Source organism: Pseudomonas sp. R11-23-07 (genome assembly GCF_003852295.1).
Lineage (GTDB): Bacteria > Pseudomonadota > Gammaproteobacteria > Pseudomonadales > Pseudomonadaceae > Aquipseudomonas.
Genome location: NZ_CP027761.1, coordinates 2514735 through 2530493, shown reverse-complemented (window position 1 = coordinate 2530493; position 15759 = coordinate 2514735). Strand labels below are relative to the sequence as shown.

Genomic DNA, 15759 nt, shown 5'->3' with positions numbered 1-15759 from the left:
CATATGAACCTGATCGAAATCCGTGACCTCAGCGTGGCGTTCAGCGGCCACACGGTGGTGCGCAATGTGAACCTGGACGTTCGCCCCGGCGAGTGCCTGGCGCTGGTGGGTGAGTCGGGCTCGGGCAAGTCGGTGACCGCTCATTCGATCCTGCAACTGCTGCCCGAAGCCGGCACGCTCAGCACAGGCTCGGTGAAGTATCGCGGCCAGGAGCTGATGGGCGCGTCGCCTAAGGCCCTGCAAAAGCTGCGCGGCAACCGCATTGCCATGATCTTCCAGGAGCCGATGACCTCGCTGAACCCGCTGCACACCATCGAAAAGCAGATCGGCGAAACGCTGCTGCTGCACAAGGGCCTGGGCGGCAAGGCGGCGCAGGCGCGTATCCTCGAGTTGCTCGACCTGGTCGGCATCCAGAAACCCCAGGAGCGGCTCAAGGCCTACCCCCATCAACTCTCGGGAGGCCAGCGCCAGCGGGTGATGATCGCCATGGCCCTGGCCTGCGAGCCGGAGCTGCTGATTGCCGACGAACCCACCACCGCGCTGGACGTGACCGTACAGCGCAAGATCCTGCTGCTGCTCAAATCCTTGCAGCAACGCCTGGGCATGTCACTGCTGCTGATCAGCCATGACCTCAACCTGGTGCGCAGCATTGCCCAGCGGGTGTGCGTGATGCGCGCCGGAGAGATCGTCGAGCAGGCCGACTGCCAGGCCTTGTTTGCCGCGCCACAGCACCCCTACAGCCGCTTGCTGCTGGACGCCGAGCCCTCGGCTGAAGTGTTGTGCGGCGAGGAGCGCGAGACCGTATTGCAGGTGAACGACCTGAGCGTGCGGTTTGCTCTCGGCGGCGGGCTGCTGCGACCCAAGCGCTACCTGCAGGCGGTGGACGGTATCAGCCTCAGTGTGCAGCGCGGCAAGACCCTGGGGATTGTCGGTGAGTCCGGCTCGGGCAAGTCGACTCTGGGCCAGGCGATCCTGCGCCTGCTCGATTCCACCGGCAGCATCCGCTTCCAGGGCGAGGCCCTCGACCCGCTCAACCACCGGCAGATGCGCCCATGGCGCAAGCAGATGCAGGTGGTGTTTCAGGACCCGTATGGCAGCCTCAGCCCGCGCATGTCAGTGCATCAGATCATCAGCGAGGGCCTGGAAGTGCACGCCCCGTGCAGCCTCGACGCGCGCGAAGCCCAGGTGATCCAGGTACTCAAGGACGTCGGCCTGGACCCCGCCAGCCGGCACCGTTACCCCCATGAATTTTCCGGCGGCCAGCGCCAGCGCATCGCTATCGCCCGGGCGCTGGTGCTCAAGCCGGCGTTGATGCTGCTGGATGAGCCGACCTCGGCGCTGGACCGTACGGTGCAAAAACAAGTGGTGGCCTTGTTGCGCGAACTGCAGGAGAAATACGGCCTGACCTACCTGTTCATCAGCCATGACCTGGCGGTGGTGCGAGCGATGGCCCACGATATGATCGTGGTCAAGGACGGCAAAGTGGTAGAGCGCGGCCCCAGCCATGCCGTGTTCGAAGCGCCGCAGCATCCCTACACCAAGGAACTGTTGGCTGCCGCACACATCCCCTTGTAGAAGCGCGTTTATAGTGGCGAGCGGGCCCCCTCGCCACGCTTCACCTGCTGGACCATCAATCGGCGCTTTGACTATGAACACCACCGAAAACCTCAAGGACTACCAACACGTTCGCGGCCTGGCCATTCAGTCGCTGTTCGAGATCATCGAGCAGTCCAGCGAAGGCACGGTGATCGTTGACCGTGATGCGAATATCGTCTGGATGAACGAGCGCTACGCCAAGCGTTTCGGCCTCAAGAGCGCCGAGCAGGCCATCGGCCAACCCTGCGAGCAGGTGATTTCCAACAGCCTGTTGCGCCAGGTGGTGCGCAACGACCGGCCGATTCTGCTGGATATCCAGGACACGCCCAAGGGCCCACTGGTGGTGATGCGCCTGCCGATCCACGACGATGCGGGCGCGGTGATCGGTGCGATTGGGTTTGCGCTGTTCGATGAACTGCGCAACCTGTCGCCGCTGATCGAGCGCTACCTGAGCATGCAGCAGGAACTGGCGTCCACGCGTTCGCTGTTGCGCTCGCGGCAAAGCAAATACAACTTCGCGCACTTCATCGGCACCAGCGCCGCCAGCCTTGAAGTCAAGCGCCGTGCGCGGCGCAGTGCCAGCGCCGAATCGCCGGTGCTGCTGCTGGGCGAAACCGGCACCGGCAAGGAATTGCTCGCCCAGGCCATCCATGGCGCATCGCCCCGAGCCCACAAGGCGTTCGTCAGCATCAACAGCGCGGCGATCCCCCACGACCTGCTCGAAGCCGAATTTTTCGGCACCGCGCCGGGCGCCTTTACCGGCGCCGACCGTAAAGGCCGTCCCGGCAAATTCCAGATCGCCCAGGGCGGCACGCTGTTCCTCGATGAAATCGGCGACATGCCGCTGCCGCTGCAAAGCAAGTTATTGCGGGTACTGCAGGAAAAGGAATTCGAACCGGTGGGCTCCAACGAAATGCTGCACAGCGATGTGCGGGTGATCGCGGCGACATCCATGGACCTGGAAGCGGCGATCAAGCGTGGCGAGTTCCGTGCGGACTTGTACTACCGCCTGAACGTGTTGCCGATCCAGGTGCCGCCGCTGCGTGAGCGACTGGAAGATATTCCGGCGCTGAGCGAAGCGATCCTCGAGGAACTGCGCAGCCAGCATGAACTGGACCGCGAAGCCCTGGCGCTGTTGGCGCAGCACGCGTGGCCGGGGAATATCCGTGAGCTGCGCAACGTGCTGGAGCGGGCGGCGTTGTTGAGCGATGACCTGGTGTTGAACGCCGGGGAGATTCGGGCGGCGATTGGCACGTTCAGGCCGGTGGCGCGTGGTGCGGTGGAGAGAGTCGCGGACGAGACCTTTGCGGCGGCGCGGGAGCGGTTTGATCGGCAGTTGATCGGTGATGCCTTGCAAACATGCGCAGGGAATGTGGTGGCGGCCGCCAAGCGATTGGGGCTGGGGCGGTCGACGCTGTACAAGAAAATGCTAGCTCTGGGCCTTACTCAGTCTCACTAAAGAGACAGCGTTCTCACTTTCAAGACAGTCTAATGTGGGAGGGGGCTTGCCCCCGATAACTATAGTTCAGTCAATGTTTGTGCTGGCTGACCCACCGCCATCGGGGGCAAGCCCCCTCCCACATTTGATCGGTGGCGGTCTCTGAATTGAGACACTGACTGGAACTCTCGCCAAGAAACAGCTAAATATTTTTATATTTCAATAAGTTAGAAACATGGCACACATCTCGCTATAGCCCTTCTCCAGCGTTTCACCCACAAAAATAACAATTGGAGACACACCATGAGTGTGATCATTGCCCTGGCAGCCCTGGCGCTGCTGATGTTGGCTGCCTACCGTGGCTATAGCGTTATCCTGTTTGCCCCGATCGCCGCCCTCGGCGCTGTTCTGCTGACTGACCCTTCCGCTGTCGCACCGGCCTTTACCGGGGTGTTCATGGAGAAAATGGTTGGTTTCATCAAGCTGTATTTCCCGGTGTTCCTGCTCGGGGCGGTGTTCGGCAAGCTGATCGAGCTGTCGGGGTTCTCGCGTTCCATCGTCGCCGCCGCCATTCGTTTGCTCGGTACGCGCCAGGCGATGCTGGTGATTGTGTTGGTCTGTGCCCTGCTCACTTACGGCGGCGTGTCGCTGTTCGTGGTGGTGTTTGCGGTGTACCCGTTTGCCGCGGAGATGTTCCGCCAGAGCAATATCCCCAAGCGCCTGATCCCGGCCACCATCGCCCTCGGTGCGTTCTCGTTCACCATGGACGCCCTGCCCGGCACGCCGCAGATCCAGAACATCATCCCGAGCACCTTCTTCAACACCACCGCCTGGGCGGCGCCGTGGTTGGGGCTGATCGGTACGATCTTCGTGTTCTGCGCCGGCATGCTCTACCTGTCGCGCCAGCGCAACAAGGCCCAGCGCGCGGGTGAAGGCTATGGCACCGAGCTGCGCAACGAGCCGGAAACCGCCGAGAATCTGGCCCTGCCGAACCCCTGGATCGCGCTGTCGCCGCTGATTCTGGTGGGGGTGATGAACCTGCTGTTCACCTACTGGATCCCGCAGTGGTACGGCAAGACCCACAGCCTCAGCCTGCCGGGCATGAGCGCCCCGGTGACCACCGAAATCGCCAAGCTCACCGCGATCTGGGCGGTGCAGGCGGCGTTGCTGGTGGGGATTATCGTGGTATTGGTGTGCGGTTTTTCGGCGATCAAAAGCAAGCTGGCCGAGGGCAGCAAAAGTGCGGTCAGCGGCGCGCTGCTGGCAGCGATGAACACCGCTTCCGAATACGGGTTCGGTGCAGTGATCGCCTCGTTGCCGGGGTTCCTGGTATTGGCGGACTGGCTCAAGGGCATTCCCAACCCGCTGGTCAACGAAGCCATTACCGTGACTCTGCTGGCGGGGATCACCGGCTCCGCATCCGGCGGTATGAGCATCGCCCTGGCGGCCATGTCCGAAAGCTTTATTTCAGCGGCCCATGCGGCCAATATCCCCCTTGAAGTGCTGCATCGGGTCGCAGCCATGGCCAGCGGCGGCATGGACACCCTGCCCCACAACGGCGCGGTGATCACCCTGCTGGCGGTGACCGGGCTGACCCACCGCGAAGCCTACAAGGATATTTTCGGCATCACGATCATCAAGACCCTCGCGGTGTTCGTGGTGATCGGTACGTTCTACGCCACCGGCATAGTGTGAGGTTTTCATGACGACATTGAACGGCAAGACCGCCTTGGTCACCGGCTCCACCAGCGGCATCGGCCTGGGCATTGCCCTGAGCCTGGCCAAGGCCGGCGCCAACCTGATCCTCAACGGCTTCGGCGATGCCAGCGGCGTGATCGCCCAGGTACAGGCGTTTGGCGGCAAGGTCGGGCATCACCCGGCAGACGTCAGCGACCCGGCGCAGATCGCCGAAATGCTCGCGTATGCCGAGCGTGAGTTCGGGGGCGTCGACATACTGGTCAATAACGCCGGCATCCAGCATGTGGCGGCGGTGGAAGATTTTCCGGTGGAGCGCTGGGACTCGATTATCGCCATCAACCTGTCATCGGTGTTCCACAGCACGCGCTTGAGCCTGCCGGGCATGAAGGCCAAGGGCTGGGGGCGCATCGTCAATATCGCCTCGGTGCACGGCCAGGTGGGTTCGGTGGGCAAGGCGGCCTATGTGGCGGCCAAGCATGGGGTGATCGGCCTGACCAAGGTTGTGGGCCTGGAAACCGCGACCAGCAACGTGACGTGCAACGCGATTTGCCCGGGCTGGGTGCTGACGCCGCTGGTGCAGAAGCAGATCGACGATCGCGCGGCCAACGGGGTGAGCCCGCAGCAGGCGCAGCATGATCTGCTGGCGGAAAAACAACCGTCGCTGGAGTTCGTGACACCGCCGCAGCTGGGTGAGTTGGTGCTGTTTTTATGCAGTGAGGCCGGTAGCCAGGTGCGTGGCGCAGCGTGGAATATCGACGGTGGCTGGCTGGCCCAATAACCACGGTCTACCGAACAGAAGATATCCAAATGTGGGAGGGGGCTTGCTCCCGATAGCGGTGGGTCAGTCAATGAATGTGCAAACTGAAACACCGCCATCGGGAGCAAGCCCCCTCCCACCTTGGACTTGCTTTGTCTGACAAACCTCACACAAGAACAAGAGACCCCGCAATGTCCGACATCCTCTGGCAACCCTCCCCGGAACGCATCGCCAACACGCGCATGGACCAGTTCCGCCGCTACATCAATGCGCGCCACCACCTGCAGCTGGGCGACTACCCCGCGCTGCACCAGTGGAGCATCGACCAGCGCCCGGACTTCTGGAAGGCCATCGTGGCGTTTTTCGAGGTGCAATTTCGCAGCCCGCCCAGCGCCACGTTGATCGAGAGCGCCGACATGCCCAGCGCCCAGTGGTTTCCCGGCGCTACCCTGAACTTCGCCGAGCACTTGCTGCGCCGTCGCGACGATCACCCGGCGGTGGTTGCCATCAGTGAAGACGGCCAGCGTGAACAATTGAGCTACGCGCAATTGGCCGAACATGTCGCCGGCCTGCAAAACAGCCTGCGCTCGGCCGGTGTCGGTGTGGGTGACCGTGTGGCGGCGTGCATGCCCAATAGCTGGCAAACCCTGGTCGGCATGCTCGCCACCACCAGCCTCGGCGCCATCTGGTCATGCTCTTCGCCGGACTTCGGCACCCGAGGCGTGATCGACCGTTTCGGCCAGATCGAGCCCAAGGTGCTGATCACTTGCGCCGGTTATCGCTATGCCGGCAAGACCCTCGACCAGAGCGCCAAGCTCAATGAAATCCTCGAGCGGCTGCCGTCCCTGGAACACTTGATCATCGTGCCCTACGCCCGCCCTCAGGCGCAGGTCACGGATTACCGCACGTCCGCCCGCGTCGCACTGTGGAGCGACTTCTACCAACCCGGCGGCACGCCCGAGTTCGTCGCGGTGCCGTTCGATCACCCGCTGTATATCCTCTATTCCAGCGGCACCACCGGCGTGCCCAAATGCATCATTCACGGCACCGGCGGCGTACTGCTCACCCATCTCAAGGAACATGGCCTGCATGCCGACCTGTCCCGTGAAGACTGCCTGTTCTACTACACCACCTGCGGCTGGATGATGTGGAACTGGCTGGTGTCGGTGCTGGCCCTGGGCGCCACGGCGGTGCTGTATGACGGCTCTCCGTTTCATCCGGGCCCGCAACGCTTGATCGACCTGATCGACGCCGAACGCATCAGCGTGTTCGGTACCAGCCCCAAGTTCCTCGCCACCCTGGAAAAGGCCGGCCTGCAACCGCGCCTCAGCCATGATTTGCGCAGCCTCAAAGGGTTGATCTCCACCGGCTCGCCGCTGTCGCCCCAGAGCTACGACTATGTGTACCGCGAGATCAAGGCCGAGCTGTGCCTGTCATCGATGTCCGGCGGCACCGATATTGTCTCCTGCTTCGTGATTGGTAACCCGGTGTTGCCGGTGCGCCGTGGCGAAATGCAGTGCAAGAGCCTGGCGATGGCTATCGAAGTGTGGGACGAGCAGGGCCGCCCACTGGTCGGCGAGAAAGGCGAATTGGTGTGTACCCGGCATTTCCCGGCGATGCCCATCGGGCTGTGGAACGACCCGCAGCAGCAGAAGTTGCGGGCCTCGTATTTCAGCCAGTTCCCCGGCGTGTGGGCCCAGGGCGATTACGCCGAGCAACGTCCCAACGGCAGCCTGCTGATTCATGGCCGCTCCGATGCGGTGCTCAACCCTGGCGGCGTGCGCATCGGCACTGCCGAGATCTATCGCCAGGTGGAAAAAGTCACGCAGGTGCTGGAAAGCCTCGCCATCGGCCAGCGCTGGCAGGACGACGTGCGGGTGGTGCTGTTTGTGCGCCTTGCTGACGGTGTCCAGTTGGATGAGGCGCTGGAGCAGCAGATCCGCCAGGTGATCCGCGCCAACACCACACCGCGCCACGTGCCGGCGAAAATCCTCGCGGTCGCCGATATCCCGCGCACCATCAGCGGCAAGATCGTCGAATTGGCGGTGCGCAATGTGGTGCATGGGGAGCCGGTGAAAAACACCGATGCGCTGGCCAACCCCGAGGCCCTCGAACACTTTCGCGACCGCCCTGAGCTGGCGTGACAGATGAAAGGCTTCAGCCCTGATACGGCGTTTTGCAGAAAACCCGGCAATGCGTGCTATTTTTCGAGGTAGCCACCCGTCGTTGTCTCTTGGAATAATGGGTGTTGTCATTTTTCAAAGCGTGATACGCAAGGCTTTTTCATGAATGGAACATCCACCGGTAGCGAAGCCGCAGCAATGATCGAGCGGCTGGACTGGGCGCAAAGCCCCCTCGGTGAGGCCAATGATTGGCCGCAAAGTCTGCGCACCGCCGTGGATATCGTGGTGCATTCGCCCATGCCGATGCTGCTGCTCTGGGGCGAGCAGCTCACCCAGCTGTATAACGATGGCTTCGCCCGGCTGGTCGGCAACAAGCACCCCGGCGCCCTGGGCCAGCCGGTGCACGCGACCTGGCCGGAGCTGCAAAGCTTCGCCGCGCCGGTCTACGACGCGGTGCTCAGCGGCCAAGTGCGCACCTTCAGCGAGCAGCGCTTCGTGCTGCAGCGCAACCAGCGCGACACTGAAATCTGGCTTGACCTGACCTACAGCCCAGTGCGCGATGAAAGCGGCCGCGTGGCCGGCATCCTGGTCACGGCCATCGAAACCAACGAGCGGCGCCGCCAAGCCCTCGAACTGCAACAGCGCTCCGAAGACAGCCTCAAGGCCCAGCACAACACCGAGCAACGACTGCAACTGGCCCTGGCGGCGACCGACGCGGTAGGCACCTGGGACTGGGACATCGGCGAAGACCGGTTTATCGCCGACGCACATTTCGCTTACCTGCACGGCGTCGCCCCCAATGACGCCGGCCTGCTGCCCATCAGCGCCTACCTGCTCGGCGTGCATCCCGAAGACCGTGGCACGGTCACGCGCAGCATCAAGCATTGCATCACCTTCGGCACCGAATACGCCGAGGAATACCGCCTGCTGCAAGCCGACGGCCAGGTACGCTGGGTGTTTGCCCGTGGCCGCTGCTACAAGGACCCGCAAGGCCGCCCCGCCCGTTTCCTCGGTGCCGCACTGGACCTCACCGAGCGCAAGCACACCGAGCAGGCGCTGCGTCAAAGCCAGACCGAACTGCAACTGATCATCAACGCCATGCCGGTGCTGATCGGCTATGTCGACCACGAGCAACGCTTTCGCTTGAACAACAGCGCCTACCTCGACTGGTACGGCAAGACGCCTCAGGAACTGTACGGCAAGACCATCCGTGAGGTGCTGGGCGACGAGGTGTACGCCGGGCGCGCAGACAAGATCGCCGCCGCGCTCAACGGCAAGGCGTGCAGCTTCATGACCGTCACGCCGCATCGCGACGGGCGGCCGCGCCATGCGTTGATGAAGTACCTGCCGCGCTTCTGCACTGACGGCTCGGTGAACGGTTTCTACATCTTTGTGATCGACGAGACCGAACGCAAACTCACCGAAGAAGCCCTGCGCCACCTCAACGAAAACCTCGAAGAGCGCGTGGCCCAGCGCACCCAGGCGCTGGCCGAGGCCAACCAGCGCCTGCAAAACGAAATGTTCGAGCGCGAGCGGGCTGAAGACGCGCTGCGCCACGCGCAAAAAATGGAAGCCGTGGGCCAGCTCACCGGCGGTATCGCCCACGACTTCAACAATATGCTCACCGGCATCATCGGCAGCCTCGACCTGATGCAACGCTACATTGCCGCCGGCCGCAGCGAAGACATCGGCCGCTTTGCCGATGCCGCCGTGGCCTCCGCCCACCGCGCCGCCGCCCTCACCCACCGGCTGCTGGCGTTCTCGCGGCGCCAGTCGCTGGACAAGCGCCCCACCGATCCCAACCAGTTGGTGGCGTCCCTGGAAGATCTGTTCCGCCGCACCAAGGGCGCGCATATCACGCTCACCGTGCAGCTTGGCAAAGACATCTGGCCGGTGAACACCGACGCCAGCCAACTGGAAAATGCCCTGCTCAACTTGGTGATCAATGCCCGCGACGCCATGCCCGACGGCGGTGAACTGCTGATCGAAACCGCCAACAGCTATCTGGACGGCACCGATATCACCACCCTGGAGCCGGTCAAGGCCGGCGACTACGTGATGCTCGGCGTGCGCGACAACGGCAGCGGCATGGCGCCGAAAATCCTCGCCAAAGCCTTCGACCCGTTCTTCACCACCAAACCCATCGGCCAGGGCACCGGCCTGGGCTTGTCGATGATCTACGGCTTTGCCCAGCAATCGGGGGGCCATGTGACTATCCAGAGCGAACCGGGCCAGGGCACCTGCGTGCGCCTGTACCTGCCGCGCCTGCATGGCACCGCGCTGGAAAGCAACCTGCCCGCCAGCCTGGCCGAAGCGCCGCTGGCCCTGGCCGGCGAAGCGGTGGTGGTGGTCGAGGACGACCCGGCGGTGCGCATGCTGGTGGTCAATCTGCTCGACGAGCTGGGTTACACCGCGCACCAGGCAGCGGACGCGCGCACCGCGCTGCCGTTGCTGGAGTCGGATCTACGCGTGGACCTGCTGGTGACCGACGTCGGCCTGCCGGGCATGAACGGCCGGCAACTGGCGGAAATCGCCCGCCAGCACCGGCCGGGGCTGCGCGTGCTGTTCATGACCGGTTACGCCGAAAAAGCCGCCGAGCGCCAGGGCTTTCTGGAGCACGGCATGGACATGGTGGCCAAGCCGTTTTCCATTGACCTGCTGGCGACCAAAATCCGCAGCATGATCGGCGTAGATGCCTGAGTTCAGGCATAATCGCGCGCCGTCGCACACCTGGTAGAGATCGATGAAAGCCCAAGCCCGTCATATCCTGGTGAAAACCAGCGAAGAAGCCGAACAGCTCAAGCAGCGTATTGCCAAGGGCGAAGCCTTTGATGTGCTGGCCAAGAAGTACTCCACTTGCCCATCGGGCAAGCGCGGCGGTGATCTGGGTGAAGTGCGGCCAGGGCAGATGGTTGGGGCGATCGATGCAGTGATCTTCAAGAAACCGCTGCGGGTGGTGCATGGGCCGGTCAAGAGCAAGTTTGGTTATCACTTGGTGCAGGTGTTTTACCGGGATTGAGGGGTTGGCTTTACACCGTTATCGGGGGCAAGCCCCCTCCCACATTTGGATGTATTCACACATCAAAGTGTGGGAGGGGGCTTGCCCCCGATCCGCCGCAGGCGGCCATTCACCTCGGTATTAATGCACCCGGCACCTGAATCACGCGACTTGCCAACCGATGCCCTGCCAAGGCAGCCTGCTCCGGCGAGCAACCCTTGAGCCGCCCGGCCAAATACGCCGCACTGAACGAATCTCCCGCCGCCGTGGTGTCCACCACCTTCTCCACCTTCAACGCCGGCACGGCAAAGCGCTCGCCGGCGCAACGGATCAAACAGTCATCCGCGCCGCGCTTGAGCACCACCTCCTTAATCATCGGGTAAGCCGCAAACACCTGCTCGCTGTCGGCATAACCGAACAACGCGCGCTCATCGTCCTCGGTGAGCAAGGCGATATCCACCTCGGCCAACACGCGGTGATACGCCGCGCGGGCCGCCTCGATGTTCGCCCACAGACGCGGCCGGTAGTTGTTGTCGAATACGACCTTGGCGCCGCGACGCCGGGTTTCGATCAGGCTTTCCAGTAAACGCTCACGCCCGATTTCCCCCAGCACCGCCAGGCTGATGCCGCTGAAATACACCCAGTCATAGCCCGGCAGGGCTGCCAGGATCGGCTCGGCGGCCGGCGTGGTAAAACAGTCGCGCACAGCCGCTTCGTTGCGCCAGTAGAGAAATTTGCGCTCACCGTTGGCGTCCGTCTGGATGCAATACAAACCCGGCAAACGCCCGGCCAGGCGCTGGACCATGCCCAGTCCAAGGCCTTCATCAGCCCACTGTTGGCACATGGCATCGCTGAAACTGTCATCGCCCAGGGCGGTGACGTAATCGACAGTGCCGAAGTCGCCCAGCTCGCGGCGCAGGTACACCGCCGCGTTCAGGGTGTCGCCGCCGAAGCTCTGGTGCAGGCTGCCGTCGGCGCGGTGTTGCAGTTCGATCATGCATTCGCCGATGAGGGCGATGCGGGGGTTAGTGGTCATGGCTGCTGTCTCGGTGGGGCTGATGGACTCATCGGGGGCAAGCCCCCTCCCACATTTGGAATGCCTTCCCCTGTGGGAGGGGGCTTGCCCCGATAGGCGCGACTCGGTCTAGAAGCAGGTGCGCAGGGACTCGATCACCCGCAGTTGCTCATCCACCAGGCAGCCCACCTGCCACTTGTCGAAGGTCAGGCATGGATGGGAAGTACCAAACGAAATGATGTCGCCAATGCGCAGTTCAACCCCCGGCGCCACGGTCATGAACGCGTGTTGGTCCATCACCGCCGTGACATTGCACGCGCTGACATCATCGCCCTCGGCCGGTAAAATTCCTGCCTTGTAGCGCTTGAGCGGCACCGGCAGACCGGCGTCGTAGGCTACGTCGCGCTTGCCCAGGGCGATTACCGCAAAGCCCGGTTCCGGCAACGATTGCACATGGGCCCAGACTTCCAGCGCCGGGCGCAGGCCTTCGTTGAGGTCGCTGCGACGGTCGAGCACGCAACATTGCGCGTCTTTATAGATGCCATGGTCGTGGGCCACATAGCTGCCGGGGCGCAGGACGCTGAGGAAGCGGCCGGCGGCATTCTGCGCCTCGAACGATTCGGCAATCAGGTCATACCAGGCCGAACCCGACGCCGTCACGATTGGGGTGGGCAGGTCGAAATAGCCATTGTCTTGCAGGTCTACCGCCTGGCGCACCAGGCTGGCCGCGAACGCGCGAATGCCGCTGATCGCCTCATCGCCATGGATCACACCTTCATAGCCTTCAATACCGGTAAGGGCCAGGGCCGGCTGGGCCTTGATCGCCTCTGCCAGCTCGCGCACTTGCTGCTCGCTGCGGCAACCGCAACGGCCACCGACCACGCCGTACTCGATCATCACGTTCAGGCGCAGACCACGGGCGGCGAAGAACAGGCCCAGGTCAGCAACGTTGTCCGGATGGTCGACCATGCAGTGAAAATCGAAATCCGGGTCGGCCAGCAGGTCGGCGATCAGCGCCATGTTCGGCGCGCCGACCAGTTGGTTGGCCATCAGCACACGGCGCACCCCGCCGGCGTAGGCGGCGCGGGTCTGCACCGCAGTGGCCAGGGTAATGCCCCAGGCGCCCTGGGCGAGCTGACGCTGAAACAGCGCCGGCATCATGCTGGTTTTGCCATGTGGCGCCAACTGCGCGCCGCTGTCACTGACGAATTGCTGCATCCAGCGAATGTTGTGTTCCAGGGCCTCGCGGTGCAGCACCAGGGCCGGCAGGCTGACATCGCGGACCAGGTGAGCGCCAACTGCGGCGGCGCCTTTTTCAACGGCATTGAAGGCAGACATGGGAAATTCCTATTCGTTGATGCGCCGGGCCAGGTTATTGGCGCTGTCGATCAGCACCCGGCGATAGTCGTGATAGTTTTTGCTCGCATCGGCCCGCGGGGCGACGATGCACAGCGTCGCGATGCTGACGCCCTGCGCGTCGCGCACCGGGGCGGCAAAGCAGTGGGTAAAGGTGTCGGCGACGCTGTCGAAGGAGAAGAACCCGTCGAGGGTGGCCTGGCGGATCTGCGCCAGGAAGGTCTCCAGGGGCAGGCGTAGGCCATCCGGCAGGATGAAATCGTCGGGGTCGATCAGGTCGATGATTTGCCGGTCGCTCAAGTGCCCGAGCAGCAGGCGCCCCGAAGCGGTCCAGGGGATCGGCGCGTTTTCGCCGATATCCGAGGAAATACGAAAATGCCGCTCGCCTTCGCGCATCAGCGCCACCGTGTATTTGCGCCCGTTGAGCAGGCACATCTGCGCGGTTTCGTGGGTCTGGCTGACGATCTCCTGCAAGGCGTGGTCGGCCTCGCGGGTCAGGTCGAAGTGGCGCAGGTGCGCCTGGCCGAGGAAGTACAGCTGGCGTCCGAGGTAGACGTGACCGTCCTTGCCCACGGTTTCCAGGATGCGCCGTTCGAGCAGCGAGGCGACCAGTTCGTAGACCGTGGACTTGGGGCTGCCGATGCCGCTGGCGATGTCATTCGGGCGCAGTGGCTGGCCGATTTCCTTGAGAAAATCGAGGATATCGAACGCACGGTCCAGGCCTTTGGCGCGGCGTTTGATGGTGTCTTCGGTCATGGCAGTGTTAAGTCCTGACAAGGTGTGTGCTGCACAGTAATCCCCTGTGGGAGGGGGCTTGCTCCCGATGGCGGTGTGCCAGTGCATACATCTGTTGCTGATACACCGCTATCGGGGGCAAGCCCCCTCCCACATTTGATCCATTGTGGCTTCAAGAGATGGGCAATTTAGCCTTTTTTCTTGTAGGCCACGCAATCGATCTCCACCTTGCAGTCCACCATCATGTTGGCCTGCACACAGGCGCGCGCCGGGGCGTGTTCCGGGGTGAAGTATTCGCCGAAGACTTTGTTGAAACTCCAGAAATCCCGTGGGTCTTCCAGCCATACGCCGACGCGCACCACGTCTTTCAATTCGTAGCCGGCCTCTTCCAGAATCGCCACCACGTTGCGCATCGTCTGGCGGGTTTGCTCGATGATGCCGCCATTGATGATTTCACCGTCCACCGCCGGCACCTGGCCCGACACATACAACCAACCATCGGCTTCCACCGCACGGGCGAAAGGACGTGGCTGGCCGCCGCCGGCGGTGCTGCCGGTACCGTAACGAGTAATGCTCATAAAATAGCTCCTGATTAAAAACGAATGCTCTTGAGAAATTCCGCCAGACGCGGTGACTGCGGCCGCTCGAAGATGTCCTTCGGCGAGCCCTGTTCTTCGATGCGGCCCTGGTTCATGAAGACGATCTTGTCCGAGACCTCATAGGCAAAGCGCATTTCGTGGGTGACCAGCAACATGGTCATGCCCTCCTCCGCCAATCCCTTGATCACGTTGAGCACTTCGCCCACCAGCTCCGGGTCGAGGGCCGAGGTGACTTCGTCGAACAGCATCAGGCTGGGGTTCATGGCAATGGCCCGGGCAATCGCCACGCGCTGTTGCTGGCCGCCGGACAACTGGCCGGGAAAGTGATTGCGACGTTCCAGAAGTCCCACACGGTCGAGCCATTTTTCCGCGAGCGACACGGCCTCGTCCTTAGGCATTTTCTTAACTTTCAACAAACCCAGGGTCACGTTCTGCAAGGCGGTCAAATGCGGGAACAGGTTGAACTGCTGGAACGCCATGCCGGTCATGGCGCGGTGCTGGGCGATCACCCGCTCGGGGTGACGCACGCGCTTGCCGGCCACGTCGCTGTAGCCGATGGACGCGCCATCGAGGGTAATCTGCCCGCCCTGGAATTCTTCCAGCAGGTTGACGCAACGCAACAGGGTGGTCTTGCCCGAGCCGCTGGAACCGATCAAGGTCACCACGTTGCCACGCTGCAGGCTCAGGTCGACGCCCTTGAGCACTTCGACGTCCCCGTATTGCTTGCGCAGGCCACGAATGTTCAGCAGCGGTTCGATTGTTTGAGGTTGATTCATGGCAAGGCCACCCGCTTTTCAATGTAGCGCCCGAATAACTCGATGGCGTAGTTGATGACAAAGAACATGAAGCCTGCGAACAGGTAGAACTCCAGGGTCATGAAGGTGCGCGCAATGACTTGCTGGGTGCTCAGCAGCAGCTCCGCAACGCCGATCACCGAGAGCAGGGTCGAGGCCTTGACGATTTCCGTGGAGGAATTGACCCAGGTCGGCAGGATCTGCCGCAGCGCCTGGGGCAACAGCACGTAGCCCAGGGACTGGTAGAACGTCAGGCCAATTGCCTTGCCCGCTTCCAGTTGCCCACGGGGGATGGCCTGCAGCGCACCGCGCACGATTTCCGCGACATGGGAGCCACAGAACAGCGTGAGCCCGACCGCGCCGGCCTGGAACGCACTGATTTGCCAACCGAGCGCCGGCAGCATGTAGAAACACGCCAATACCAGCACGAATACCGGCGTGCCACGAATCAGGTCGACATACAGGCGAAACGGCGCACGCATCCAGAACTTGCCGTAGGTCAGCACCAGCCCGGCGAAGATACCGATCAGGGTGCCGAAGATAATCGCCAGCGCCGAGCAGTAAATGCTGGTCTGGAACCCGGCCCACAGCGTCTCCCGGGCGATCCACAGTTCATGCAGCCAGCTAGGGGATTCGTACATGGAAAACCC

The 15759-nt window shown here is 62.8% G+C and carries 13 protein-coding genes; 7 read left to right on the top strand and 6 right to left on the bottom strand.

Translation table 11 applies throughout. The features are described from left to right. Positions 1-3 precede the first annotated feature (3 nt). The 7 genes from C4J84_RS11525 to C4J84_RS11495 all read left to right on the top strand — a co-directional run bounded on the left by C4J84_RS11525 (position 4) and on the right by C4J84_RS11495 (position 10631). Positions 4-1575 (top strand): ABC transporter ATP-binding protein, encoded by a 1572-nt coding sequence (locus C4J84_RS11525; RefSeq protein ID WP_124435360.1) that lies wholly within the window; start codon positions 4-6, stop codon positions 1573-1575. 73 nt (positions 1576-1648) lie between these two features. Further along, positions 1649-3055: a sigma-54-dependent Fis family transcriptional regulator gene (locus C4J84_RS11520; protein ID WP_124435359.1), complete on the top strand. Its 1407-nt coding sequence runs from the start codon at positions 1649-1651 to the stop codon at positions 3053-3055. Between the two features lie 282 nt (positions 3056-3337). Further along, complete coding sequence (locus tag C4J84_RS11515; RefSeq protein ID WP_124435358.1) at positions 3338-4729, top strand: GntP family permease; 1392 nt, start codon at positions 3338-3340, stop codon at positions 4727-4729. Between the two features lie 7 nt (positions 4730-4736). Beyond that, positions 4737-5510 carry a 3-hydroxybutyrate dehydrogenase gene (locus C4J84_RS11510; RefSeq protein WP_124366834.1) on the top strand — a complete coding sequence of 258 codons (774 nt, stop codon included), beginning with the start codon at positions 4737-4739 and terminating at the stop codon, positions 5508-5510. Positions 5511-5680: 170 nt separating this feature from the next. Continuing rightward, positions 5681-7633 (top strand): acetoacetate--CoA ligase, encoded by a 1953-nt coding sequence (locus C4J84_RS11505; RefSeq protein ID WP_124435357.1) that lies wholly within the window; start codon positions 5681-5683, stop codon positions 7631-7633. 141 nt (positions 7634-7774) lie between these two features. Further along, positions 7775-10312, top strand: coding sequence for a PAS domain-containing sensor histidine kinase (locus tag C4J84_RS11500; protein ID WP_124435356.1), 2538 nt, complete (start codon positions 7775-7777; stop codon positions 10310-10312). A 43-nt stretch (positions 10313-10355) separates the two neighbouring features. Next, entirely contained in the window at positions 10356-10631 is a 276-nt protein-coding gene (locus C4J84_RS11495; protein WP_124362615.1) for a peptidylprolyl isomerase, read from the top strand. A gap of 109 nt (positions 10632-10740) precedes the next feature. On the opposite strand, the gene C4J84_RS11490 is transcribed toward C4J84_RS11495, so the two are convergent. From C4J84_RS11490 to C4J84_RS11465, 6 genes are all read right to left on the bottom strand, one after another. Continuing rightward, positions 10741-11646: a sugar kinase gene (locus C4J84_RS11490; RefSeq protein ID WP_124435355.1), complete on the bottom strand. Its 906-nt coding sequence runs from the start codon at positions 11644-11646 to the stop codon at positions 10741-10743. Between the two features lie 108 nt (positions 11647-11754). Continuing rightward, positions 11755-12963 (bottom strand): amino acid deaminase, encoded by a 1209-nt coding sequence (locus C4J84_RS11485; protein ID WP_124435354.1) that lies wholly within the window; start codon positions 12961-12963, stop codon positions 11755-11757. A 9-nt stretch (positions 12964-12972) separates the two neighbouring features. Next, positions 12973-13737, bottom strand: a complete 765-nt coding sequence (locus C4J84_RS11480) for an IclR family transcriptional regulator (protein WP_124370519.1) — start codon at positions 13735-13737, stop codon at positions 12973-12975. A 167-nt stretch (positions 13738-13904) separates the two neighbouring features. After that, complete coding sequence (locus C4J84_RS11475) at positions 13905-14294, bottom strand: RidA family protein (RefSeq protein ID WP_032896881.1); 390 nt, start codon at positions 14292-14294, stop codon at positions 13905-13907. A gap of 14 nt (positions 14295-14308) precedes the next feature. Next, complete coding sequence (locus tag C4J84_RS11470) at positions 14309-15091, bottom strand: amino acid ABC transporter ATP-binding protein (RefSeq protein WP_124370518.1); 783 nt, start codon at positions 15089-15091, stop codon at positions 14309-14311. Next, positions 15088-15750 carry an amino acid ABC transporter permease gene (locus tag C4J84_RS11465; RefSeq protein WP_124366828.1) on the bottom strand — a complete coding sequence of 221 codons (663 nt, stop codon included), beginning with the start codon at positions 15748-15750 and terminating at the stop codon, positions 15088-15090. The genes C4J84_RS11470 and C4J84_RS11465 overlap by 4 nt, the downstream gene beginning before the upstream one ends. Positions 15751-15759 lie beyond the last annotated feature (9 nt).

Coding starts and splice junctions, on each gene's coding strand:
- C4J84_RS11525 (WP_124435360.1), top strand. CDS start 4: ATGAACCTGATCGAAATCCGTGACCTCAGCGTGGCGTTCAGCGGCCAC.
- C4J84_RS11520 (WP_124435359.1), top strand. CDS start 1,649: ATGAACACCACCGAAAACCTCAAGGACTACCAACACGTTCGCGGCCTG.
- C4J84_RS11515 (WP_124435358.1), top strand. CDS start 3,338: ATGAGTGTGATCATTGCCCTGGCAGCCCTGGCGCTGCTGATGTTGGCT.
- C4J84_RS11510 (WP_124366834.1), top strand. CDS start 4,737: ATGACGACATTGAACGGCAAGACCGCCTTGGTCACCGGCTCCACCAGC.
- C4J84_RS11505 (WP_124435357.1), top strand. CDS start 5,681: ATGTCCGACATCCTCTGGCAACCCTCCCCGGAACGCATCGCCAACACG.
- C4J84_RS11500 (WP_124435356.1), top strand. CDS start 7,775: ATGAATGGAACATCCACCGGTAGCGAAGCCGCAGCAATGATCGAGCGG.
- C4J84_RS11495 (WP_124362615.1), top strand. CDS start 10,356: ATGAAAGCCCAAGCCCGTCATATCCTGGTGAAAACCAGCGAAGAAGCC.
- C4J84_RS11490 (WP_124435355.1), bottom strand. CDS start 11,646: ATGACCACTAACCCCCGCATCGCCCTCATCGGCGAATGCATGATCGAA.
- C4J84_RS11485 (WP_124435354.1), bottom strand. CDS start 12,963: ATGTCTGCCTTCAATGCCGTTGAAAAAGGCGCCGCCGCAGTTGGCGCT.
- C4J84_RS11480 (WP_124370519.1), bottom strand. CDS start 13,737: ATGACCGAAGACACCATCAAACGCCGCGCCAAAGGCCTGGACCGTGCG.
- C4J84_RS11475 (WP_032896881.1), bottom strand. CDS start 14,294: ATGAGCATTACTCGTTACGGTACCGGCAGCACCGCCGGCGGCGGCCAG.
- C4J84_RS11470 (WP_124370518.1), bottom strand. CDS start 15,091: ATGAATCAACCTCAAACAATCGAACCGCTGCTGAACATTCGTGGCCTG.
- C4J84_RS11465 (WP_124366828.1), bottom strand. CDS start 15,750: ATGTACGAATCCCCTAGCTGGCTGCATGAACTGTGGATCGCCCGGGAG.